This window comes from Tumebacillus avium, assembly GCF_002162355.1.
Classification (GTDB): Bacteria; Bacillota; Bacilli; order Tumebacillales; family Tumebacillaceae; genus Tumebacillus_A; species Tumebacillus_A avium.
Genome location: NZ_CP021434.1, coordinates 4,069,964 through 4,094,457, shown reverse-complemented (window position 1 = coordinate 4,094,457; position 24,494 = coordinate 4,069,964). Strand labels below are relative to the sequence as shown.

Sequence of the window (24,494 nt, the reverse complement as noted above, 5' to 3'; positions counted from 1 at the left end):
GGATTCTTAGATCGCATGTCAAAACTTTCGCCGGAACAGCGCGCCATGCTGGAGAAACGCCTGGCTGCCGCGCAATCAGCTCCGCAAGCGGAAGAAATGATTCCCAAACGAAGCGATGAGGGGCCTGTGCGCCTCTCCTTCGCTCAACAGCGGCTCTGGGTGCTCGATCAGCTCGACGAAGGCACCGCCGCCTACAACATGCCGTTTGCGGTCAGGCTGACCGGGGGATTGCATGTAGAAGCGCTGGAGGCAACGCTCAACGCTATCATCGAGCGCCATGCAACGCTTCGCACCACATTTGCCAAAGAAAACGAAGACGGGCAGCCGGTGCAGGTGATCGCACGCGAACTTCGCCTGCCGCTGACCGTCATTGATCTTCGCGGCCTCTCCCAAGCGGAGCAGGACGCCGAAACGAAGCGCCGCCTGCTCGCCGAGACGGAGACGCCGTTCGACTTGAGCCAAGGGCCGCTGATCCGCTTTTCGCTGCTGCAGCTTCAGGAAAACGAACATATTTTGCTGCTCAGCATGCACCACATCATCTCCGACGGCTGGTCGATCACCGGCGTGTTTTTAAAAGAGTTTGCTGCGCTCTACGGCGCTTTTTCCGCCGGACAGCCGTCGCCGCTCGCTGAGCTCCCGATCCAATACGCCGACTTCGCGGCTTGGCAGCGTGAACGCTTGTCGGGCAGCGCGTTTGAGGAACAGCTGTCCTACTGGAAACGCCAATTGGCAGACGTCACCGCGCTGCAACTGCCGACCGACCACCCGCGTCCGCCGGTGCAGACGCATAGCGGGGCACAGGAGCGGTTTGCGCTGAGCCGTGAGCTGACGGCAACGCTCCACGAGCTGTCCAAACGCCATGGTGCCTCCTTGTTCATGACCTTGCTGGCTGCCTTCCAAGCTGTTTTGTCCCGCTATACCGGACAGGAAGACATCGCGGTCGGCACACCGATCGCCGGGCGCACGCGCAAAGAGACAGAAGGGCTGATCGGCTTCTTCGTCGGCACCTTGGTCATGCGCGGCGACCTGTCGAACAATCCGACGTTCGACGAACTGATCGAACGCGTGAAGAAAACCGCCCTGCAGGCATACGATCACCAGGACGTGCCATTCGACCAACTGGTGAACGAACTGCAGGTCGAGCGCGACATGAGCCGCTCGCCGTTGTTCCAAGTGATGTTTACCTTGCAAAACGCGCCGATGTCGTCTGTCGAACTGCCAGGGCTGACCATCGCCGCGCTGAACATGGAGAGCATCACCGCCAAGTTTGACCTCGAACTTCTGTTAAACGAAGCGCCGGACGGTCTGGTCGGCCATCTGAAATACAACACCGACCTGTTTGAGCAGGACACAATCCAGCGCATGACCGCACATCTCCAGACGTTTTTGGCAGCAGCCGCGTCCAACCCGACTCAGCCGCTGGCCGATTTGCCGCTGGTGCCGCAAGCGGAACAAGAATTGCTTGCCAAAATGGGCACCGGGGCAGAAGCTGCAAGCGAGCAATCGCCACTCTGCACGCATGAACTGTTTGCTGAACAAGCGCAGCGCACACCGGACAACGTGGCCGTCCTCTTTGAAGACCGCCAGCTGACCTACCGCGAACTGGACCAGCGCGCCAACCAGACGGCACACTATCTGCGCTCGATGGGAGCAGGGCCCGATACGCTGATCGGCCTGTATGTCGACCGTTCCGAAGATCTTGTCATCGGCCTGCTCGCGATCTTAAAGTCCGGAGCCGCATACGTCCCGATCGACACCGCGTACCCGAGCGACCGCGTCGCCTTGATCCTCGAAGACACCGCTGCGCCGCTCCTGCTCACCGAGTCGCATCTGCTGGCTCAACTGCCGGAGCACCAGGCGAAGACGGTCTGCCTCGACACCGAGCTGGCGCAGATCGCCAATCTCCCGCACACCGCGCCGGACAGCGGCGTCACGCCGGAACATCTTGCCTACATGATCTACACCTCCGGCTCCACAGGACGCCCGAAAGCGGTCATGGTCGAGCATCGCAATCTCGTCAGCGTGCTGCAGACTTCGCAGCAGGAATTTGGCTTTGGCAACGGCGATGTGATGCCGTGGATCGCCTCGGCCGCGTTTGACATCGCGCTGTTCGAGCTGATGAACCCGCTGCTCTGCGGCGGCACATCGGCGGTGTTGACCAAAGACCACGTGCTGGATATCGAACGCCTGGCTGCCGACCTGCAGACCTACACGGCGATTCACACCGTGCCCAGCCTGATGCGCCAGATCGTCGAAGGAATCCGCGCGGCCGGCTTGTCTGCCGCTGCGTTTGACAACCTGCGCCTGATCTTCATCGGCGGCGATGCCGTGCCGCCCGACCTGCTGACGGCGATGTATGAAGTGTTCCAAAACGCGCAGATTCACGTGCTGTACGGCCCGACCGAAGGCACGATCATCTGTTCGCAATACGCCGTGCCGCGCGGTGCCAAGATGGACCGCCTGCACATCGGCCGGCCGCTCCTGCATGCCACCCTGCGCGTCTGTGACCCGTCCGGGCAGCTGCAGCCGGTCGGCATTCCCGGCGAACTGCTCATCGGCGGCCCGGGCGTCACGAGAGGTTACTACCGCCAAGCGGAATTGACTGCTGAAAAATACATCGAGGCAGACGGCCTCCGCTGGTACAAGACGGGCGACCTTGTGCGCTGGCATGCGGACGGCACGCTGGAATTCCTCGGCCGGATCGACCATCAGGTGAAGATTCGCGGATTCCGCATCGAGCTCGGCGAGATCGAAACGGTCCTCGCACAGCACAAGGCGCTGAAAGAGACGCTGGTCACCGTCCATGAAGACGAGCACGGCGAAAAGCGCCTCGCCGCCTATGTCGTGCCGGAAGCGGGGGAGGAGATCGTCCTCGAAGACCTGCGCGGCCATCTGCGCGAACGCCTCCCGGAATACATGATTCCGGCCGCGTTTGTTGTGCTGGACGCGATGCCGCTCAACCAAAACGGCAAGATCGACCGCAAAAAACTGCCCGCGCCGGAATTGACGCGTGCGGAGACGAGCGCAGATTACTCCGCGCCGCGCACCGCGACCGAGCAAGCGCTGGCCGAGATCTGGTCTTCTGTGCTGCGTCTGGAGCGCGTCGGCATCCATGACAACTTTTTTGCCCTCGGCGGCGATTCGATCCTGAGCATTCAGATCATCCATCGCGCCAACCAGCAAGGGATTCGCCTGAAGCCGAAAGACCTGTTCCAAAACCAGACGATCGCACGGCTGGCCGAGGCTGCAAGGCTCGACGGCGGGGAAGAGACGCTGGCCGAACAAGGGGCGGTGACCGGCCCGGTCCTGCTGACCCCTGTGCAGCAATGGTTCTTCGAGCAAGAGTTCGCAGACATGCATCACTTCAACATGTCGCTGCTGTTTGAACTGCAAGAACCGCTCGATCAAGCGGTCATGCGCGGCGTGATCAATGACCTGCTGAGCCACCACGATGCGCTGCGGATGCGTTTTGTTCGCACGGCGGATGGCTGGGAGCAGTTTGCGGTGGCAGAAGGGGACGTGCCGTTTACCGAAGCCGATTTTTCTGATCTGCCGTTAGCGGAGCAGGACGCAGCGTTTGCGACAGCGGCTGCCGAGTGGCAAGCTGGCTTGTCGTTGTCGGAAGGGCCTCTGGTCTCCTTCGTGCATGCGACATTTGGCGGCGAACGGGCGGAGCGCTTGTTGATCATCGTGCACCATCTGCTGATCGACGGTGTGTCGTGGCGCATTTTGCTGCAAGACTTGGAAACCGCCTACGAACAGCGCCTCCACGGACAAGCTGTGCAACTGCCTTTGAAAACGACTTCGTTCCAAAAATGGGCGGAGCTGTTGAACGCACATGCGCAGTCGGACGCCGTTTTGCAGGAAAAAGCCTACTGGGCACAGCTGCAGGAAGCAAACCTTGCCGCACTGCCGACAGACCATGCGGACGGCGACAACCTGACCGGCTCTGCCGGCACCGTCTCGGTGCTGCTCAGCCCGGAAGAAACGCAGCGCCTGCTGCAAGAAGCGCCGAAAGCGTACCGCACGCAGATCAACGACCTGCTGCTCACCGCCTGGGCGGAAGCGTTTGGCGCCTGGACGGGCGAGCGCTCGCTGCTCTTGGCGATGGAAAGCCACGGCCGGGAAGACTTGTTTGACAACGTCGACACTTCGCGCACCGTCGGCTGGTTCACCGCCACCTATCCGGTGCATCTGCAACTCCCGGTGAAAAAGGAGAGAGGCAGCGCCGTGCAAGCGGTCAAGGAGCAACTGCGCGCCGTCCCGAACCGGGGGATCGGCTTCGGCCTGCTGCAAAACGAGCTGGGCGAGATCGCGCATCCGCAAGTGTCCTACAACTACCTCGGTCAATTCGACCAAGGCGGGACGTCTGGCGATGCATCGCGCTTCACGCTGTCCGGCGCACCGAGCGGCGCGAACCGCAGCCCGCGCATGAAGCGTTCGCATCTGCTGGAAATCAACGGCGTCATCTCCGGCGGCCAGTTGCGGATGAGCATCACCTATTCGGAAAACGTGCATCACCGCGCGACGATCGACGCGCTGGCGCAATCGTTCCTCCGCGAATTGCAAGGAATCACCGAGCACTGCGCAACACAGGCCGAAACGGCCTATACGCCGTCCGACTTCCCGTTGGCGCAGGTCTCGCAAACCGAACTGAACACCTTGTTCGAGGAACTGCAGGCACGCGGTGTCAAAGGGGAGCGCGTCGAACAGATCTACCCGCTGTCCCCGATGCAGCAAGGGATGCTCTACCACAGCCTGCTCGAGCAAGGTTCCGGCGTGTACGTGACACAAGTCAACGCCGCTCTGCAAGGCGATCTCAAAGCTGATGCCTTACTGAACGCCTGGCAGACCGTCATCGAGCGCCACCCGATCCTGCGTACGTCGTTCCATACATTTGGCGGACGCGATCCGCTGCAAGCGGTGCTGCAAGGCGTGGAAATGCCGCTGACGACGCTCGATTGGCAGACTCTAAACACGGAGCAGCAAGCAGCCGAACTGGAAGCATTTCTGTCAGACGACCGTGCGAAAGGATTTGACCTTTCCTGCGCGCCGCTGATGCGCCTGGCGGTCATTCGCACCGGCGCGGACACGCACCGCCTGATCTGGACGTCACACCATCTGCTGCTCGACGGCTGGTCGATGCCGCTCGTCTTCAAAGAAGTCTTTAGCCTGTACGACGCCTATGCAGGCGGACAGGAGCTGGCCTTGTCGCCGTCCCGTCCGTACAGCGACTTCATCGAATGGCTGAGCGCACAAGACATCAACGCGGCCAAAGCCTACTGGCAGCAGCAATTAAAGGGCTTCTCCGAACCGGCCCTGCTCGGCGTCGAACGCCAGTCTGCCGTATTGCCGCAAGGGGAGAAGCAGTTCGAAGAACAACGTGCAACCCTGTCTCCGGACGCGACGATCCGCCTGCAAGCGCTCGCCAAACAGCACCAACTGACCTTAAACACACTGGTGCAAGGGGCATGGACAATCGTCCTGCAGCGCTACAGCGGCGCAGAAGACATCGCTTTTGGCGCGACCGTCTCCGGCCGTCCGGCTGAGCTCGATGGCGTGGAAGCGATGGTTGGCCTGTTCATCAACACGCTGCCCGTGCGCTCGCAGCTGACCGCAGCATCTGATGTGCTGAGCAGCTTGCAAGCCCTGCAGGCCCGCCAAGCGGAAGTGCGCGATTTCGAGTACACGCCGCTGAGCCTGGTGCAGGCATGGAGCGGTTTGCCGCATGACCAGCCGCTGTTCCACTCGATCCTCGTCTTTGAGAACTACCCGATGGATCAAGAGCTGGCCGAAGATGTCGGTGCGGCAGGCTCCTTGCAGATCACCGAGATGGGCACAGGCGAGCTCAGCCACTATCCGCTGACGATCGGCGTCGCGCCGGGCAAGCAGCTCGCTGTGAAGATCGCCTATGACCGCCTGCGCTATGAAGACCGGACGATTGAGCTGCTGCACGGCCATCTGATGACCGTGCTGTCCGATCTGCTGGCTCGTCCCGGCCAACGCGTGCAAGACGTGCGAATGAACACGCCGCAAGAGCAGACCCTGTTCACCGAATGGGGCAGCTCGAAACTGCTGGTTCCGCCGTCGGTCAGCACACACCGCCTGTTCGAAGAGCAAGCGGCAAAAACGCCGGACGCAATCGCTGTGCAGACCAGCGCAACCACGCTGACCTACCGCGAACTGAACGCGCGCGCCAACCGTCTGGCCCGCCATCTGCAAACGCTTGGCGTCGGCCCGGAAGTGCGCGTCACCCTGCTCGTCGAGCGTTCGGCTGAGCTGGTCGTCGCCGTGCTGGGGATTCTCAAGGCGGGCGGGGCGTATGTGCCGCTCGACACCGCGTATCCGGAAGAGCGTATGCGCATGATTCTGGAAGACTCCGGCGCCAAAGTGATGGTGACGCAGTCCGACCTGCTCGACAAGCTCCCGGCGATAGAGGCCCAGATTCTCTGCCTCGACACGGCAGCGGACAAGATCAACCGTCAAGACGGACACGATCTGCCGGAAGATGCCAGCCCGCACAGCCTGGCGTACATGATCTACACCTCCGGCTCGACCGGACGCCCGAAAGCGGTCATGGTCGAACACCACAACCTAGTCAGCGTCTTGCAGGCCAGCCAGAACGCGTTTGGCTTCACGTCCGGCGACACCATGCCGTGGATCGCTTCGGTCGCGTTTGACATCGCGCTGTTCGAGCTGATGAATCCGCTGCTGAGCGGCGGCACATCGGTCGTGATGACCCGCGAAGAAGTGCTCGACCTGCCGAAGCTGACGGCGAGCCTGCAAAACTGGACGATGATCCACACCGTGCCAAGCCTGATGCGCCAGATCGTGCAGACGGCAGAGGAAAACGGAATCGACGCAGCGTCGTTCGACGCCTTGCGCACGATCTACATCGGCGGTGATGCGGTGCCGCCCGATCTGCTCGACGCGATGCACAGCGTGTTCCGCAACGCGCAGATTCACGTTTTGTACGGTCCGACAGAAGGTACGATCATCTGTTCTCATTTCGCAGTTCCGCGCGATGTGAAGATGGACAAGTTCTACATCGGCCGCGCCCTGCCGCACGTGCACCTGCGCATCTGTGACCCGCAGCAGCAGGCCGCTCCGCTCGGCGTTCCGGGCGAACTGCTGATCGGCGGCTATGGAGTCAGCCGTGGCTACTTCCTGCTGGAGAGCCTGACGCAGGAGAAATTCGTCGATAAAGATGGCCTGCGCTGGTACCGCACCGGCGACTTGGTGCGCTACACGGCAGACGGGACGATCGAATTCCTCGGCCGCCTCGACAACCAAGTGAAAATTCGCGGCTTCCGCATCGAGCTTGGCGAGATCGAAACCGCGCTGAACAGCGTGGAAGATGTGCAGGAAGCGGTCGTCATCGCAACTGCTGCCGGCGGCGAAAAACGCCTCATCGCTTATGTGGTCGCCGAAGAAGCACAGACGCTGACCGTGTCCGCACTGCGAACTGCGCTCCAAGAGCGCCTGCCGGAATACATGATTCCGTCCGCCTTCGTCATGCTCGACCAGCTGCCCTTGAACCCGAACGGCAAAGTCGACCGCCGCGCCTTGCCCGCACCTGACGCCTCGCTTTGGGAAACGGCGTCCGATGCGGCTGCACGCACGCCGCTCGAAGAGATGGTCGCCGGGATCTGGGCGGAAGTGCTTGGCCGTCCGCAGGTCGGCATTTATGAAAACTTCTTTGAAGCGGGCGGGCATTCTCTGCTCGTCACGCAAGTCGTCTCGCGCATCAACGAAGTCTTTGGCCTCGACCTGCAGCTGCGCGCGCTGTTCGAAGCGCCGACCGTCGCCGAATTGGCGGAGCATGTGCAGACCCTGCAGCAAGCGTCACACGGCATGGCGGTCACCCCGATCGAGATCATCTCGCGTGACGGAGACCTGCCGCTGTCGTTCGCGCAGCACCGTCTGTGGGTGCTCGACCAGCTGAATCCGGGCACCACCGTCTACAACATGCCGTTTGCGGTGCGTCTGGTTGGCAGCCTGAACATCGCGGCGCTGGAACGGACCCTCACCGAGATCGTCCGCCGCCACGAAGCGCTGCGCACCACGTTTGATAACAACAATGGGGAAGCCCTGCAAAAAATCGCCGCGCCTTATGCCGTCTCACTGCCGGTGCTGGACTGGAGCGGGGAAGAGGCATCCGCTCGGGAAGCAGCAGCCAAGCGTTACGTGGAACAGGAAGCCCTGACTCCGTTCGATCTCTCGCAAGGCCCGCTCTTGCGCAGTTCCTTGCTGAAACTGAATGATGAGGAACATGTACTTGTGCTGAACTTGCATCACATCGTATCGGACGGCTGGTCGATGGGCGTGTTCCTGCAAGAAGTAGCCGCGCTCTATGGCGCTTTCCACGCAGACCAGCCTGCGCCGCTTGCCGAACTGCCGGTGCAATACGCCGACTTTGCCGCCTGGCAGCGCGGCTGGCTGCAAGGCGATGTGTACGACAAACAGCTGTCCTATTGGAAAGAACAGCTGAGCGGCGAACTGCCTGTGCTGCAGCTGCCAGCCGACCATCCCCGCCCGCCGGTGCAGACGTATCGCGGCGCGATCGTCCAGTTCCAGGTCGAAGGGGAGACGGTCAAGCATCTGCAACAGCTGTCCCGCCGCGCCGGCTCGACGATGTTTATGACTCTGCTCGCCGCTTACCAAGTGCTGCTCATGCGCTACAGCGGCCAGGAGGACATCACCGTCGGGACGCCAATCGCCGGCCGCAACCGCAAAGAGACGGAACACCTGATCGGCTTCTTCGTCAACACGCTGGTCTTGCGCACCGACCTCTCCGGCGATCCGACGTTCGAAGAACTGCTCAGCCGCGTGCGCGAAACGGCGCTTGGCGCCTACGCGCATCAGGATCTGCCGTTTGAAAAATTGGTCGTCGAGCTGCAGCCGGAGCGCGACGCCTCCCGTTCACCTTTGTTCCAGACGATGTTCAACCTCCAGCCGCACACCGCGGGTCACAGCGCAACACTGCCGGGCTTGGAACTCCGCCCGCTGGACTTTGAACACGGCACGGTCAAATTTGACCTCGAGCTGTCGATGGAAGACTGGGGCGACACGCTGGTCGGACGCTTCAACTTCAACTGCGATCTGTTTGAACGCGCGACGATCGAGCGGATGACGCTGCATTTCCAAACACTGCTGGGAGCCTTGGCAGTCAAACCGGCCCTTCCGGTCGCCCAAGTCCCGCTGTTGTCTGCCGCTGAGCAGCAACTGCTGCTGAGCCAAGGGCAGGGGAGAAAAGCCGCCTACGCCGATCTTTGCCTCCATCAGCTGTTCGAGCTGCAAGCGGCAAAAACGCCAGAGCGCCTCGCCGTGGTGGCCGAGCAGGGAACGCTGACCTACCGCGAACTGAACGAGCAGGCCAACGCGATCGCGCATCGCCTGCAGCAGGCGGGCATCGGCGCCGAATCGCTGGTCGGCATCTACATGGAGCGGACACCTTCGATGCTCGCCGCCATGCTTGGGGTGTTAAAAGCGGGCGGGGCATATGTGCCGCTCGATCCGGCTTATCCGCAAGACCGCATTTTGTACACGATGCAAGACGCCAACATGGCGATGCTGGTTACCGAAAACGCGCTGCTCGCCGAACTGCCGCCGCATGACGTGCCGGCGCTGTGCCTGCCGCTGCCCGATGCCGGGCAAGTTGACAATCCGGTTTCCGGCGTAACATCGCGCAATCTGGCCTATGTGATCTACACCTCCGGTTCGACGGGACGCCCGAAAGGCGTGGCTATCGAACACCGCAGCGCCGCGACGATGGTGCAATGGGCGCAGGAAGAGTATACGGCCGAAGATCTGGCTGGCGTATTGTTCTCAACTTCGATCTGCTTCGACCTCTCTGTGTACGAGCTGTTTGTGACGCTTCGCAGCGGCGGCAAAGTGATCGTAGCGGAAAATGCGCTGCAACTGCCGCAGCTCGCGGCACGTAACGACGTGACGTTGATCAACACCGTACCGTCTGCGATCGCCGAGCTTTTGCGCCAGCAAACCATTCCGGCTTCTGTTCGTACCGTCAACCTCGCAGGCGAGGCGCTGCCGCTGCATCTGGTGCAGCAGCTGTACCAGCTCGGAACGGTGCAGAACGTCTACAATCTGTACGGCCCGTCGGAAGATACGACCTACTCGACCTACACGCTGGTCGATCATACGGCGGCAACCGCGCCGACGATTGGGCGTCCGCTGGTGAACACCGACTTCTATCTGCTCGATGCTCACATGCAACTCGTTCCGCCCGGCGTGTCCGGCCAGCTGTATCTGGCAGGAGACGGCTTGGCGCGCGGCTATCTGGGGCAGGAGGCGCTGACCGCCGAGAAATTTGTCCCGAATCCGTTTGCTGACGAGCCAAACGCACGGATGTATGCAACCGGCGACTTGGCACGTCTGCTGCCGGACGGCAATCTGGAGTATCTCGGCCGCCTCGACCATCAAGTCAAAGTGCGCGGCTATCGCATCGAACTGGGCGAGATCGAAGAAGTGCTGGTTCGCCATCCGTCTGTGCGGGCGGCGCTCGCCATCGTGCGGGAAGACATCCCGGGCAACAAACGCATCGTCGCCTATCTGGCGGCCGATGCGGCAGACGTCCCCACAGAGGAACTGCGCGCCCTGCTCAAAGAGCTCCTGCCGGACTACATGATCCCGTCGGCCCTCGTGACGCTGGAAGCGTTCCCGCTGACCGCCAACGGCAAAATCGACCGCAAAGCATTGCCTGCGCCCGACTTCAGCGCCGATGCTGCCAACCGTTATGCGCCGCCGCGCAACGAGACGGAAGCAGCGCTTGCCGAAATCTGGGCACAAGTCCTGCGGGTGGAGCGCGTCGGCATCGAAGACAATTTCTTCGCGCTGGGCGGCGACTCGATCCTCTCGATTCAGATCCTGCATCTGGCGACGCAGCGCGGCATTCGCTTTACGCCAAAAGACCTGTTCCAATACCAGACGATCGCCGAACTGTCCCATGTGGTCAGCACCGGACATACGACCGTCTCTGCCGAACAGGGCGTGGTGACCGGCGACGTGCTGCTGACTCCGGCGCAGCATTGGTTCTTCGAGCAGCAACAGGCAGACGCCCATCACTTCAACCTGCCGTTTCTGCTGACCCTGCGCGAACGTGCGGAAGAGCCGACGCTGCGCCAGGCGCTGGCCGAGCTCTTGTCCCATCACGACGCACTGCGCATGCGCTATGTCCACACCGCCGATGGCTGGCAACAGGAAAATGCCGGCGTGAGCGATGAGGTGCCGCTGGTGCTTGTCGACCTGTCGCACGCACCGCAAGACGAACAAGAACAGCGTTTCGTGACGGAGGCCAACTCCTTCCAAGCCGGGCTTGAGCTTGACGGCAGACTCGTGCAAGCGGTGCTCTTCGACTTCGGAGCCGACCGCCCGCAGCGCCTGCTCCTCGTCGTGCACCATCTGGTTGTCGACGGCGTATCGTGGCGCATTTTGCTGCAAGATCTGGAGACGCTCTACGGGCAGCTCCTGCGCGGCGAACAGGCCGAACTGCCGCCAAAGACCACATCGTTCCGCGAGTGGGCAGAGCGCCTGACCGAAGCGGCACAGTCGCAAGCGGTGACAGACGAACAGAGCTACTGGCTGCAACTTGCCGAACATGCGCCGTCCGCCTTGCCGCTTGACCGTGCCGATGCCGCGAACACCTCGGGTTCGACCCGGACAGTAACGGTGACGCTGACCCAGGAAGAGACGAAGCAGCTCCTGCAAGAAGCTCCTCAGGCGTACAACACGCAGATCAACGACCTGCTGTTGACCGCCCTGGCCCAGGCGTTCGCAGGCTGGACAGGCGACAACAAGCTGCTTGTGAACTTCGAAGGACACGGACGGGAAGACATCTCCGACAGCGTAGACACCTCCCGCACCGTCGGCTGGTTCACCTCGATCTATCCGGTCTGCCTGCAGCTGTCCGGACAGCAAACGCCGGGCGATGCGATCAAAGCGGTCAAAGAACAGCTCCGCGCCATTCCGAACAAAGGGATCGGCTACGGCCTGCTGCGCTATCTGCACCACGATGAGCAACTGCGCCAGGCGATGGCCGCCATTCCAACGCCCGAGGTCTCCTTTAACTACCTCGGCCAGTTTGACACCGGAACGGCAGGCGCAGACACGATGTTCCAACTGGCCGGCCATCCGAGCGGCAGCGCACACAGCGAGCGCATGACGCGCAGCCACCTGCTCGACATCACCGGGCTTGTGGCGGGCGACCAGTTGCGCCTGAACCTGATCTACTCGGCCAATGCGCACGATGCCGCAACGATCGAAGAGGTGGGATCAGCATTCCTTGCAGAGCTTCGCGCCTTGATCGCGCATTGTCTCTCGCCGGAAGCGGGCGGCTTTACGCCTTCCGACTTCCCGGAAGCGCGCACCACCCAGAATGAGCTCGATGCCTTCCTGGCCGACCTCGGAGACCGCGCAGCCGACATGGAGCAGCTGTATGAACTGTCGCCGCTGCAGCAGGGCATGCTGTTCCACAGCCTGCTGGCAGCAAACGAAGGGTTCTATGTCACACAGCTGAATCTGGAAGTGCAAGGCGCACTCGATGCGGATGTCCTGCAACAGGCATGGAATTCCGTCCTGCAGCGCCATTCGATCCTGCGCACCGCGTTCTTCTGGCATGAATCGGCCAAACCGCTGCAAGCGGTGTTCAAAACGGTCACCATGCCGTTCGCCGAGCTCGACTGGCGCGGCCAGACCCCGGAGCAGCAAGAGGCCGCCTTGCAGCAGTTCCTGCTCGAAGACACCAAGCGCGGCTTTGAAATGACCGCAGCGCCGCTGATGCGCATCACGCTGATTCGACTTGGCGACAATGTCCAGCGCCTGATCTGGACGTCGCACCATCTGCTGCTCGACGGCTGGTCAACCTCGGTGGTATTCCAAGAGATGTTTGCCGCTTATCGGGCATCCGCAACCGGGCAGAGCCTGCAAGGGCGCGCCCCGCGTCCGTACCGCGATTTTATCCACTGGCTGCAGGCGCAGGACGAACAGGCCGCCGAGCGCTACTGGCGCGGTCTGCTCGCCGGATTTATCGCACCGACCAGCCTGCGTGTGGACACGCACCGCACCAGTCTGGAAGCCGAGGAACAACGCTTCAATGAGCAAAAAGCCCTGCTGTCCGCCGAGTTGACGCAGTCGTTGCAAGCGTTTGGCAAACAGCACCAGCTGACCCTGAACACCTTGGTGCAAGGGGCGTGGGCGCTGCTGCTCAGCCGCTACAGCGGGGAAGCGGATGTCACGTTCGGCACGACCGTCTCCGGCCGTCCGACCGATCTGGCCGGAGTCGACACGATGGTCGGCATGTTCATCAACACCTTGCCGATCCGTCAAAATCTGCCCGGCGAAACGCCGCTCATCCCGTATCTGCAAGCTCTGCAGAACCAGCAGGCGGAGATGCGCCAATACGAATACACACCGCTGATGAGTGTGCAGTCGTGGAGCGATGTCCCGCGCGGCGTGCCATTGTTCGAGACGATCTTTGTCTTCGAAAACTATCCGGCCGATGAAAAAGCGGCCGAATCGGCTGCCGGAGCGGACGATCTCCAGATCTCCGCCGCGGCGACCCGCGAACAGACCAACTATCCGATCACCGTCACCGTCATCCCGGGCAGCCAGATCGGCGTGAAGCTCGCCTATGACCGCTTGAGATTTGACGATGACACCATCGAGCGGATGACTCTGCATCTGCAGACCCTGCTCACCGAGATGGTGCAGGCGGCCGATCTCCCGGTGCAGACACTGCGCATTCTCTCGCACAGCGAGGAGCAGCAGCTCGCCGACTGGAACGACAACCCGCGCCCGTACCCGCATCACCTGTGCGCGCACGAGCTGTTCGACCGCCAAGCGGCCGCAACGCCGGAGCGCACCGCGCTGGTGTTCGCAGGGGAGAGCATGACCTATCGCGAGCTGGAGGCAGCCTCGAACCGTCTGGCGCGCCAACTGCAAGCGCAAGGCGTTGCGCCGGGCCTGTTCGTCGGCTACTTCGGAGAGCGCACCTTGGAGTGGGCGGTTGCCGTGCTGGCGATCTTCAAGGCGGGCGGCATCTATGTCCCGCTCGACCCGAAATACCCGCAAGACCGTCTGGCGTTTATGATCGAAGACACCAAGCCGCAAGTGATGCTGACCTCCCGCCAGTTTGCGGGGATGCTGCCGGCACACCAGGCGCAGGTGATCTGCCTCGACGACATGCAGGAGCTGATCGAGCAGCAAAGCGCCAACACGCCAGACTATGCCGTCACACCGAATGACCGCGCCTACGTCATCTTCACCTCCGGCTCCACCGGGCGACCGAAAGGCGCGATGGTCGAGCACAAAGGCATGGTCAACCACTTGCTGGCCAAAGTCGACGAGCTGCAGGTGACGCGGGAAGACCGCATCGCGCAAAACTCTTCGCAATGCGTCGACATCTCGGTCTGGCAGCTCTTGACCGCCTGGATGGTCGGCGGCAGCACGCACGTCTTGCCGGATGAAGTGGCATTCGATCCGGGCAACCAGCTCGACGAGATGGAGCGTTCGCGCCTGACCGTGGTCGAGACCGTTCCTTCGCTCTTGCGCGCGATGATCGATGAAGTCACCCTGCGCGATCCGCACCGCCCGGATCTGACCGCCTTGCGCTGGATGATTCCCAACGGCGAAGTCCTGCCGCCGGAACTCTGCCGCAAATGGCTGGCCTACTATCCGGATGCCTGGCTGATCAACGCATACGGCCCGACCGAATGCTCCGACGATGTCACACACCACTTCATCTCCGAACCGCCGGGCGAAGAGATCACCAACATCTCGATCGGCCGCGTCATTCCGAACATGAAGCTGTATGTGCTGGACAAAGCGATGCAATTTGTGCCGATCGGCGTTCCGGGCGAACTGCACATCGGCGGCATCGGGGTTGGCCCCGGCTATCTCAACGATCCGGAAAAGACGGCCAAATCGTTCCTGTCCGACTTCATCACCGGTCAAGCAGGAGCACGCCTGTACAAAACGGGCGACCTCGTGCGCTTCCGTCCGGACGGGCTGCTCGAGTTCCTCGGCCGCATCGACAACCAGGTGAAGATCCGTGGATTCCGCATCGAAATCGGCGAGATCGAAACGGTGCTCTCCAACCACGAGACGGTCGAAGAAGCGGTCGTCATCGCCCGCGAAGACACCCCGGGCGACAAACGCCTCGCCGCGTATCTGACGGCCGCCCCGGACGCTGCGATCGATACGGCGGAGCTTCGCGAGCACGCCAAGAGCAAGCTCCCGGCGCACATGGTGCCGGCCGCCTTTGTGGTCCTCGACATTCTGCCGCTGACGGCGAACGGCAAGATCAACCGCCGCGCCCTGCCGAAGCCGGACGACGCCGATGTCGTGCGCGAGAATGAATACCTCGCGCCGCGCGATGAGACCGAACAGCGTCTCGCCGAGATCTGGGCGCAACTGCTCGGCCTGTCGGAAGTCGGGATCACCGACAACTTCTTTGCACTCGGCGGCCACTCGCTGCTCGCCGTGCGCCTGATGTCGGAAGTCCAGAAAGAATTTGGGCAAAAACTGGCCCTGCAAGCGCTCTACCAAGGCGGCACGATCGAAGGCCTGGCTGACGCATTGCGCCAAGCTTCCCAAGAGCTGCCTTCCTCGCTGGTCGAAGTGCAACGAGGCACCGACGCCGACCGGAAACCGCTGTTCCTCGTCCACGCGGGCGGCGGCATGGTGCACACCTATGTCGAACTGGCCCGCCAGCTTGGCGCTGAACACACCGTCTACGGCCTGCAGTCCCAAGGCGTGGAAGAAGGGGAGACCCCGCTGACCACGATTGAGGCGATGGCTGCGCATTACATCGCAGCGATCCGCTTCGTGCAGCCGGAGGGCCCGTACCTGCTCGGCGGATGGTCGCTGGGCGGCGTGGTCGCCTACGAGATGGCACGCCAGCTCCGCGAGCAAGGCGAACTCGCCGCCGATGTGTTCCTGCTCGATACGGCGATGCCGACGTGGCAGCAAGATCGTCCGCAGCAAGATGCCAAAGATTTCGCTTTGATGTTCGCCAACAACTGGGCGCGTCAATTAGGCGAAGACCTGTCCGAACTGCTCCAGCAGCGTGAAACGCTGAGCGAACAGCAGATCCTCGACTACGTGTTCGAGCAGGGCAGAGCGCGCCAGCTGTTCCCGCCTGACCTCGATCAGGCAGCGGTGCTGCGCGGCTACCATGTCTTCAAAAACAACATCATGGCCCAGCAGGCGTACGCGCCGCAGCCGTATGACGGCCGCCTGACCCTGCTGATCGCGCAGGAAAGCGCCGACCAGTTCGTCGCCAAGCAAAGCGTCGGCTACGTGCTCGACACGACGCTCGGCTGGGGCCAGGTAGCGCAAACTGTGATCTCGCACCAAGTATCAGGCGAACACAGCACGCTGATGGAACAGCCGGCTGTGCAAGGCGTGGCGCAATGCCTCCGTCTGTGCCTGCAAGACCTGACCGTATACACTTCGAAATAAAAAATCCCCCGGCTGCGTCAATTCGCAGCCGGGGCCCTAACCAAGAAAGGGTGGAGCGCTGATGTCGTCACCTTTATTCGCACCATTAAAAAACCGTTCATACCGCATGCTGTGGACAGGAGACCTGTTCTCCGGCTTCGGCAACTGGCTCGACCTGACCGCACTGATGGTGCTGATCGTCTACCACTGGCATCTCGGGGCAAACGAAACTGCCATTTTGATGCTCACCTTGGGGATTCCGATGGTCTTTCTCGGCCCCGTGCTCAGCGTTTACGTCGACCGGCTCCCGCTGCGGGCCTTGATGCTGTTTTGCACCGGCATCCGCGTCCTGTTGATCACCGGCTTTATCTTCGCGCCGAATTTCTATCTGCTGTTGCCGCTCGTCTTCCTGCGTTCGGCGATCGGCACGCTGTTCTTCCCGGCCCGTCAGGCGATGATTCGCCATATCGTGCCGTTGGAGCAGATTCCGGGCGCGATTTCGCTGGGCCAAATGACGATGTCGCTGACGATGATCGCCGCGCCGGCCATCGGCGGCGCCCTGGTCTCCGTGATCGGGCCGAAAAGCCTCTTCGGGCTGGAAGCAGCCCTGATGGCACTGTCCCTGATCTTCATCTGGCAACTTCCGACCGTCCACCGCGACAAGCCGAACCAGCAGGCAGCTCAAGCTGGCGAGGCCGGGGAAGCGCCTGTCAAACGCACGTTCTGGGGCGACTTCAAAGAAGGATTTGCCCATGTGCTCAGCGCCCGCACCTTGACCGTCGGGCTCACCCTGATCACGATCGGCATGTTCCTCGTCTTCCTGTATGACGGATTGCTGGCGATCTGGGCCAAAGAACAAGGCCTCGTCGAGTCCGGCTACGGCACGCTGATGAGCGTGATCGGATTTGGCAGCGTGGCCGGCGCCTTACTGGCCGGGCAGTTCCCGCAATGGCGCAAATCCCCGCTGACCCTGATGGCGCTCGTCGGCTTGCTGGCCGGAGGGCTGAACATGCTGATCGGCCTTGGCGGCATGGAAGTTGTGCATTTCCCGCTGCTGGTCTGGGCGCTGATCTTCCTGCTGTTCGGATTGTTCGGAGCGGCAGCCACCGTTCCGTTTGGCTTCATCCTGCAGACCGAGACCCCGCAAGAGCTGATCGGGCGCGTCTCCAGCGTCTCCAACTCGATGCAGAGCGCAGCCACACTGCTCGCACCGACGATCGGCGCCACGTTCGCCAACCTCTACGGCACCGGCAGCGTGTTCTTCGGCTCCGGAGCACTGATGCTGTTCCTGGCGCTGCTGACCTTGCTGTTCATGGGCCAGATCAGAGGGAAAAGACAGCCTCAACATTTCGCAGAAAAAACCTTGTCGCAATGACAAGGTTTTTTTTCTAAATAGGAGTCGAAGCAGACAACGGAGGAAGAACATACCAACTCCAAAACACCCCGCCAACAAAATTAGGCAGGGTGTTTTTAGTGTTTATTCCAAGTTATTACTTAATTGTGTTATTCAACGATTACCTTTATGGAATGTGTTGCAATCAGGCTCCCTTTCTGATTCCTAACTTCACATAGAAGAGTATGCGTACCTTCGTATGCAGTGAAATTTGAATATGTTGATAATGATTTTTCTTGGCCTACGTACCATTCATGGTGGCTTCCATCATCACCTATACCATTATTTTGGACAATCCATTTGTATTGCTTGACACCTTGACCTTTAGGTAACTTTGTAAAATTAGCTCTAAAATCCAGAACAGCTTCTTTGTTGTACTTCCCATTTTCTTTTGGTGCAGGTGAAGTTGCAATTTTTATTGATCCAATAGTATAACGGTTCTCACTAGTGCGCATATTCTCGGTATAAATATTATAATCACCGTTATCGTAAACTTCCATATTAATAGTTCCGTGATCTTTTGTCATCATAACCTGTTCATGAGTCGTTTTCTCAAGATATTTGTTTAATGCATCATCATCCGGATGACCATGGTTGTTCTGTTCTCCGACAGAAATAATTGTTATCTCTGGCTCGATTTTTTCGAGAGCATCAATGAACGGTTCATCATCTTTTTTTCCTTTCGGTTTGAAAAAAGTGTAGGAACAATGATGGCTCGCGTGTAAGACGGTGGATTTTATAAGATTTGGCATTCCGCTATCATCTGAGTAGTAAGGAACAATTCTTTCTTTCCATGCTTCCATACTCGAATCTCCTGTAAAAAGTATTGATCTGCCCGCATACGCAATACGCAGTACGGCACATTGGTCATGTATATCACGTTCTGTAGGTTTTTCGTCCTCCAAGTAAGCCTTCGTCGGAGAAAGAACTAAAACTCCAACATCCGGCTCATCTGGTAATTCAACATCATTATATGCCTCAAGCTTAAGATGCTCTCCTCCATTCTTTTTCACCTTTTGAATGAGATCAAGCATAGCGTAGTAATGCGGATATTTGTCTTTATCCTCTTTTGGTACGTATAGCCGATGACCTGACTCCCAAATATTATTTATAATGTAACGATCTTTCAGCATGCCTATTCCTTGAATGTGATCCTTGTGGGGATGTGTAATCACAATATAGTCAAGTACTCTTTTCTCCTCATCTTCATTTAAAGGTAAAAGATCATCAAACCAAGTGAAGAAGCCTTCGTCGTTAATTTTGCAGTCAATCAACATAGTTGTTCCATTCGGAAATCTGATAAAAGTGCTATCCCCTTGTCCAACATCTAAAAAATTAACCTGCATCATTTTTTTCATCCTCCTATTTTTTCGATAACTTTTGTTGTTGGTACCATGCTAAAAATGCGCCATATGGTATTGCTTCAGAAAAATTCTTATTATCGAGATATCCTTTCCTGAAAGCAAAATACGACAGAATTGATATTCCAAGAAACCAGTACTCAAAAGTTATGGGTTGCCAGCCCCAGCATAACGAAATTACAATTTTAACGACGAGATAAAAACCGTACATAAACGAAATCATTGCGAGGGCTCGCATCATGTTTGACAGTGCAAGAAATACATCCCTTTTTGCGAGTCGATCATGTACCGGAGCATATACCAATTCGAACAATCCTTTTTCGTCCGCAGCCACTGGAAACCCATAAAACTCGCTTAATCCGGTCAATATGGCCTGAGCTTGTTTTCGTGCGAGAATAACCTTCGATTTCCGTGCGCCTAACTCAATTTCTTCCGGACTTGGAACTCGTTCTTTTCTGTAGAATAGCCATTTTGTGTACTTATTCTTTTCGAGCACTCTAGCAATGAGTTGAATCACTTGCCCAAGAATATAAGAAACTATAAGCATAATGGCTAGATTTCCTATCTGGTAACTTTGTTGCCAAATAGGTAGGGAAGGGATCTCTGTTCGAAGTATTGCCAACAACATTGCAGCAGGGAATATGACTGCGATGAAATCATAGATCTGCAACGGTAGATTCAAATGAACTTCCTCCTTTATTCTTGTAGTATTACTACTTATAGAGTCTAAAACAACTCTATCAAAAACACAACTTTATAGATGCGAGGGGAGTAAGAGTTGTAAGTCAATACGGAAACTAGTTAATAGAACCAAATGGGTAGTATTCAATTTCCTTACAGAGCCACTTGCAGTAGAGTTCAGCAGTCAAGGTATTCTTGATGTGGTAAGACAAAGGGTGCAGTGGTCGCGAGAGGTTAGCTAGTAGGCGAGTCGGTCTAGACGAGTTGTTGAGGATTTGGGCAGCAGTGACAAACCCATTTATCTCAGCACTTGTTCTGCACCTTCGTTTGGGTTGCTAGTTCCTTTCAAGTCTAGCTGTACAACCCAAGTGAATTTGAACCCACTGACCTCTGAATAAAAGGTAATTCTTTCCGCAACCACCTTAGTCAATCAACAACAGCTAAGTAGAACAATTACGCAAGTGTAAGGAAATATCTCCATCCACATAACGTCCGATAATATATATTATGTTAACTAAAAACAAAACAACCGATCAATCCAGCAGCAAGACCGCTACCAGCAGCACAAGGAACAGATTGATCAGCATCAAGCTCCCTACCGTAAACACAATGATGTGGGACGATGCCTGGAAGGTTTCGTCATTGATGCCGCTCTTCTTCACCCGATAATTGCGAGAGGCGCTGTATGTGATCAGGCTGCCTAATAAGACGGAGCCTACACCGATGATCGACGCCATCAGATGCCCGATCTCCGAAAACGGCGTTGTCTTAAACACGACGCCCGCTGCTAAAAAGCCCAGGCCGATGATCGTGATCGCGGTGCGAATCCACGCTAGGAACGTCCGCTCGTTGGCTAGATGTTGTTGGATATATTTCGAATCAATAGTTTTCTCAAGGCTCATGTTTTTATTTCTCCTCTAGTCCCGATAGAATTCTCTCTAAAAAGTATCTCGCTTCTGGGCGGAAACTTCAAGGGCTTGCACAAAAAAGGCAGAGCCGCCTGGCTCTGCCTTTTCTTATAAACCGTTATGCCTTATGCCCATCCACTGCCTGGCTTTGGCGCTTGAACACCGCATCCACCGAATAGCCGGTGCTGCCGGTGATCGCAAAGAAAGCGCCGATCGTCATCAGGACGACATCGATCTCAAAGCCCGGCTTGCCTTCTGCGCCGAGGAAGCCGTTGCCGAACTTCGCGGAGAAGACGGCACCGATCATCACGACGACAAACGCCAGCGAAATGTAGCGGGTCAGCATGCCCACAATCAGCAACAGGCCGCCGAACAGCTCCAAGTTGCCCACCACATACGCAAGCCACGACGGCAGGCCGAGGCTGACAAAGTAACCGCCTACGTTGTCCAAGCCCATTTGCATCTTTTGCCAGCCGTGGAAGAGAAACGTCAAGCCAAGCACAACCCGCAAAAGAGTCAAAGCTACAGCATTTTTATTCACGTGGAAAATCCTCCTCAGTTTCATATAAGTAAACTTAGTTTTGTATGACGCACAGACAGCATATCACCCTGCCCTCCCGCCTGTCAATCAAATTATTACTATGAAGAAACTAAGTTCATCATAATGAACTAGCGAAAGCCTCTCCCCGTCTGCTATAGTTAAGGTACACTTAAAAAAAGGAACGTGACGCCCGATGGACATTGGCTGCACAATTCGAGCGATCCGCAAGCGCAAAGGCCTCACCATCCCCCAGCTGTGCGAAGGGACCGGGCTGTCGCGCGGGTTTATCTCGAATGTTGAAAATAACAAGACTTCCCCTTCGATCGCCTCCCTGGAGCTGATCGCCAACTTTTTGAACGTCCCGATCACCTACTTCTTTATGACCGACAAAGAGCGCATGTCGGTCGTGCGCAAGGAAGAGCGCAAGGTGAAATCGTTCGGGATCTTCAACATCGAATACTTGACCACCGATGGCCCGTTGCGCGTGATGCTGGTCGGCTCGAAACCGGGCGATGTGACCGGCGAAACGCACTTCCACGAAGGCTACGAATGCCACCTCGTGCTCAAAGGCCGCTACCGTGCCGAACACGGCTCCGACTCGGTCATCCTTGAGGAAGGCGATGCCTTCTCCTGGAACGCCAGCATCCCGCACAACGTGATCAATATCGGCGACACCGACGGGTTGCTGCTGATCGCCAGCTACAAAGAATAACGCTGCAAAAATCAAAACCGCCAACTGCTGCACGAAAGGTGCAAGATGGCGGTTTTTTACATAACTAATACTCTGTCACCTAGAATGCCAGACTTCTTCGCGTTCGCCAAAAGCTCAAACCCACCAGCACAAGCACCGCGCCTGCAATCAGGAAGAAGACCGGCGATCCCCAGACCTCGCTGACCGCCCCCGCAATGGCGCTGCCAAGCGGAATGGTCACCCACGCGATGATCCGAAACACGCTCGCACACCGACCCTGCAGCTCATCCGGAACGGTGGACTGCCGAAGCGTCGTCGAGGTGACGTTCCAGACGATAATCAGGCAGCCGGTCAGCACTTGTCCGAGCACAAGCACGGCGGGCGTGCCGACAAGAGCGAATAGAAATGGCGGAATCACTTGCAAGGCGGTCACGGCGGCCAGCAAGTTTTTTGTATCGATACGCTGTTTCGCCCGTGCAAGCAAAAGCGATCCGGCAAACATTCCCCCGCTCAGCCCTGCCATGATGTATCCGGCCCATGCGGCGGACAGATGCAGTTCCTGATTGGCGCGATAGATCAGCGCAATGTCCATCCCCGGTCCCACCAGATTGACCAGCATGGAAAACAAGGCAATCATGCGCAGTGTTTTCATGTTCCACACATAGCGCAGTCCTTCCTTGATACCCGCAAACATCCCGTTGGAAGCAGCGCTTTTACGTTCTCTTGAAAAGGATGCCCGAATGAAAAAGATCGTCAGAATCGAAACCGCATAAGCAAGCACATCGATCAGCAACGTGTTCGCCGCCCCAGAACGGCGATCAGCATCCCGCCGGCCACGCGTCCCCCGATGCGGCTGAGCGAACTCCCCAACTGCAGCGCCGCATTCCCCTGCTGCAGTTGCCGCCCTTCTACGAGATTCGGCAGACAGGCGCTGTACGCCGCGTCAAACAGCGCCGACAAGAGACTGATCCCGGCCTGTACTGCAAACAACAGGAGAATCGGGATCTCGCCAAACAGCCACTGCACGAGCGGGATGGACAAGAGCAGGAGCAGCCGGCCGCAGTCGGCGGCGACCATCAGCGTTTTGCGATTCATGGTGTCTGCCCAGACACCTGCAGGCAGCGATAACAGCAGATACGGAACAAATCCGACCGCAAACGCCAGCCCGGTCTGCATCGCCGAGCCTGTGAGCTCCAAGATCAGCCAGGGAATGGCGATCGACGTCACCGCCGTCCCGGCTTGCGCGATCGTCCGGCCAAGGAACAACCAGAAGAAATCGCGGTTGTTCCAAACCGATGACGGTGCTGTATGCCTCGATCCATCCGCACCGGGCGATCTGGCTTGTACCGAGTGTGACGCTCCGTCCACGCTCTGATGACCGCTTTTCATTTGTTGACCCGTCATCGCGCTGGTCTCCCGCGCTCCAGAAAGGCAGTTAACTGCTTGTCAGCCTGTTCCAGCATGGCCGGTTTCAGCACATACGCACTCCCGTTCGACACCACCAATCCGGCCGACCGCAGCAACGCGAGGTGGTGGTGTATCGTCGATTTGGCCAGTTCCAGCGCTTCGGTGAGCTCCTGCAGCGTGCGCTCCCCTTCAGACAGCAGTTTGAGGAGCCGCAGCCGGTTCTCATCCCCCAGCGCTTTGTGGAGCAGAACGAGCGATGCGGGCGGACGGTACGGGTCATCATCTCCATAGAGGCTTTCGTCGCTCACCGGATAGTAAAACACCCGCGTCCCAGGCAGATCCGCCTGAATGGTCCATGGCCGGTACGCGATATGCGGCACCAGCAGAACACGCCGCACCCATGGATCGGGCTGATACGCTTTCCCCAGCGCCGCTTCCACAAAATCCACCGGAGACAACCGCTCCTGCATCTCCCGCTTCACCGTCACCTCTCGCTGCAAGACTCGTGACCACTCTGCTTCTTTCGGCAAAATGGCCGCCTCATACCAACTTTCTACCAGCACCAACAAATGCCGCTTGAGCACCTCCGAATCCTCGCGCAGGACAAACGGAACATACGCTGCGAGAAAACCATGTCCTGCTGCCGCCTGAATCAGCGTGTCACAAGCGTTCTCATCACCTGCAGCAGCCCGGCGGCGCAGCTCTTCTTCCTGCAGACCGCCAAACGGCGGCAGGACCTCATAACGAAATTCCTCCATCGGCATCGAGTCCAGATGTGCCAAAAACTCCCCAATCTCAGCAAAATCCCCGCCGTGCAGCAGCCGCAGCAACGCCTGCCACGTGTTGTGTCTCGCGCAGTACGCCAACTCCTGCTGCGCTTCAAGCGTCAGACGCGACGAGATCTCGTCCCACTCGGACGCTGTGCGTTCCAGCGTGTCTTGGATCTCCGCATATGTCACCGCCGCCAGTCCCAAGGCGGCTTCAAACAGCAGCGAAGAGACGACTTTTACCTCCACGGAGGGACGGCCGATGCTCAAATCCAGCATTTTCATCA

The 24,494-nt window shown here is 58.6% G+C and carries 8 protein-coding genes and 1 pseudogene; 3 read left to right on the top strand and 6 right to left on the bottom strand.

Going from position 1 to position 24,494, the window contains the following annotated elements; all coding sequences use genetic code 11:
- Positions 1–15: 15 nt before the first annotated feature.
- Together CBW65_RS19135 and CBW65_RS19130 are read left to right on the top strand one after the other, a co-directional pair.
- Positions 16–16,479 carry a non-ribosomal peptide synthase/polyketide synthase gene (locus CBW65_RS19135; RefSeq protein ID WP_157722062.1) on the top strand — a complete coding sequence of 5,488 codons (16,464 nt, stop codon included), beginning with the start codon at positions 16–18 and terminating at the stop codon, positions 16,477–16,479.
- A 61-nt stretch (positions 16,480–16,540) separates the two neighbouring features.
- Positions 16,541–17,833, top strand: coding sequence for an MFS transporter (locus CBW65_RS19130; RefSeq protein ID WP_087458199.1), 1,293 nt, complete (start codon positions 16,541–16,543; stop codon positions 17,831–17,833).
- 128 nt (positions 17,834–17,961) lie between these two features.
- Here CBW65_RS19130 and CBW65_RS19125 read toward each other — a convergent pair whose 3' ends face one another.
- From CBW65_RS19125 to CBW65_RS19110, 4 genes are all read right to left on the bottom strand, one after another.
- Entirely contained in the window at positions 17,962–19,200 is a 1,239-nt protein-coding gene (locus CBW65_RS19125; RefSeq protein WP_157722061.1) for a ComEC/Rec2 family competence protein, read from the bottom strand.
- 13 nt (positions 19,201–19,213) lie between these two features.
- Positions 19,214–19,894: a hypothetical protein gene (locus CBW65_RS19120; RefSeq protein WP_087458197.1), complete on the bottom strand. Its 681-nt coding sequence runs from the start codon at positions 19,892–19,894 to the stop codon at positions 19,214–19,216.
- 532 nt (positions 19,895–20,426) lie between these two features.
- Positions 20,427–20,795 (bottom strand): YidH family protein, encoded by a 369-nt coding sequence (locus CBW65_RS19115; protein WP_087458196.1) that lies wholly within the window; start codon positions 20,793–20,795, stop codon positions 20,427–20,429.
- A gap of 124 nt (positions 20,796–20,919) precedes the next feature.
- Positions 20,920–21,342 (bottom strand): DoxX family protein, encoded by a 423-nt coding sequence (locus tag CBW65_RS19110; protein WP_232463369.1) that lies wholly within the window; start codon positions 21,340–21,342, stop codon positions 20,920–20,922.
- Between the two features lie 193 nt (positions 21,343–21,535).
- Here CBW65_RS19110 and CBW65_RS19105 point away from each other — a divergent pair, with 193 nt between their 5' ends.
- Positions 21,536–22,054 (top strand): helix-turn-helix domain-containing protein, encoded by a 519-nt coding sequence (locus CBW65_RS19105; protein ID WP_087458194.1) that lies wholly within the window; start codon positions 21,536–21,538, stop codon positions 22,052–22,054.
- A 79-nt stretch (positions 22,055–22,133) separates the two neighbouring features.
- On the opposite strand, the pseudogene CBW65_RS24940 reads toward CBW65_RS19105, so the two are convergent.
- A pseudogene (locus CBW65_RS24940) lies at positions 22,134–23,422 on the bottom strand (MFS transporter).
- Between the two features lie 11 nt (positions 23,423–23,433).
- Positions 23,434–24,492 (bottom strand): ArsR/SmtB family transcription factor, encoded by a 1,059-nt coding sequence (locus tag CBW65_RS19090; RefSeq protein WP_087458191.1) that lies wholly within the window; start codon positions 24,490–24,492, stop codon positions 23,434–23,436.
- Positions 24,493–24,494 lie beyond the last annotated feature (2 nt).

What these genes read in the sequence shown, in the direction of transcription:
- CBW65_RS19135 (WP_157722062.1), top strand. Translation starts at nt 16, where the DNA reads ATGTCAAAACTTTCGCCGGAACAGCGCGCCATGCTGGAGAAACGCCTG.
- CBW65_RS19130 (WP_087458199.1), top strand. Translation starts at nt 16,541, where the DNA reads ATGTCGTCACCTTTATTCGCACCATTAAAAAACCGTTCATACCGCATG.
- CBW65_RS19125 (WP_157722061.1), bottom strand. Translation starts at nt 19,200, where the DNA reads ATGATGCAGGTTAATTTTTTAGATGTTGGACAAGGGGATAGCACTTTT.
- CBW65_RS19115 (WP_087458196.1), bottom strand. Translation starts at nt 20,795, where the DNA reads ATGAGCCTTGAGAAAACTATTGATTCGAAATATATCCAACAACATCTA.
- CBW65_RS19105 (WP_087458194.1), top strand. Translation starts at nt 21,536, where the DNA reads ATGGACATTGGCTGCACAATTCGAGCGATCCGCAAGCGCAAAGGCCTC.
- CBW65_RS19090 (WP_087458191.1), bottom strand. Translation starts at nt 24,492, where the DNA reads ATGAAAATGCTGGATTTGAGCATCGGCCGTCCCTCCGTGGAGGTAAAA.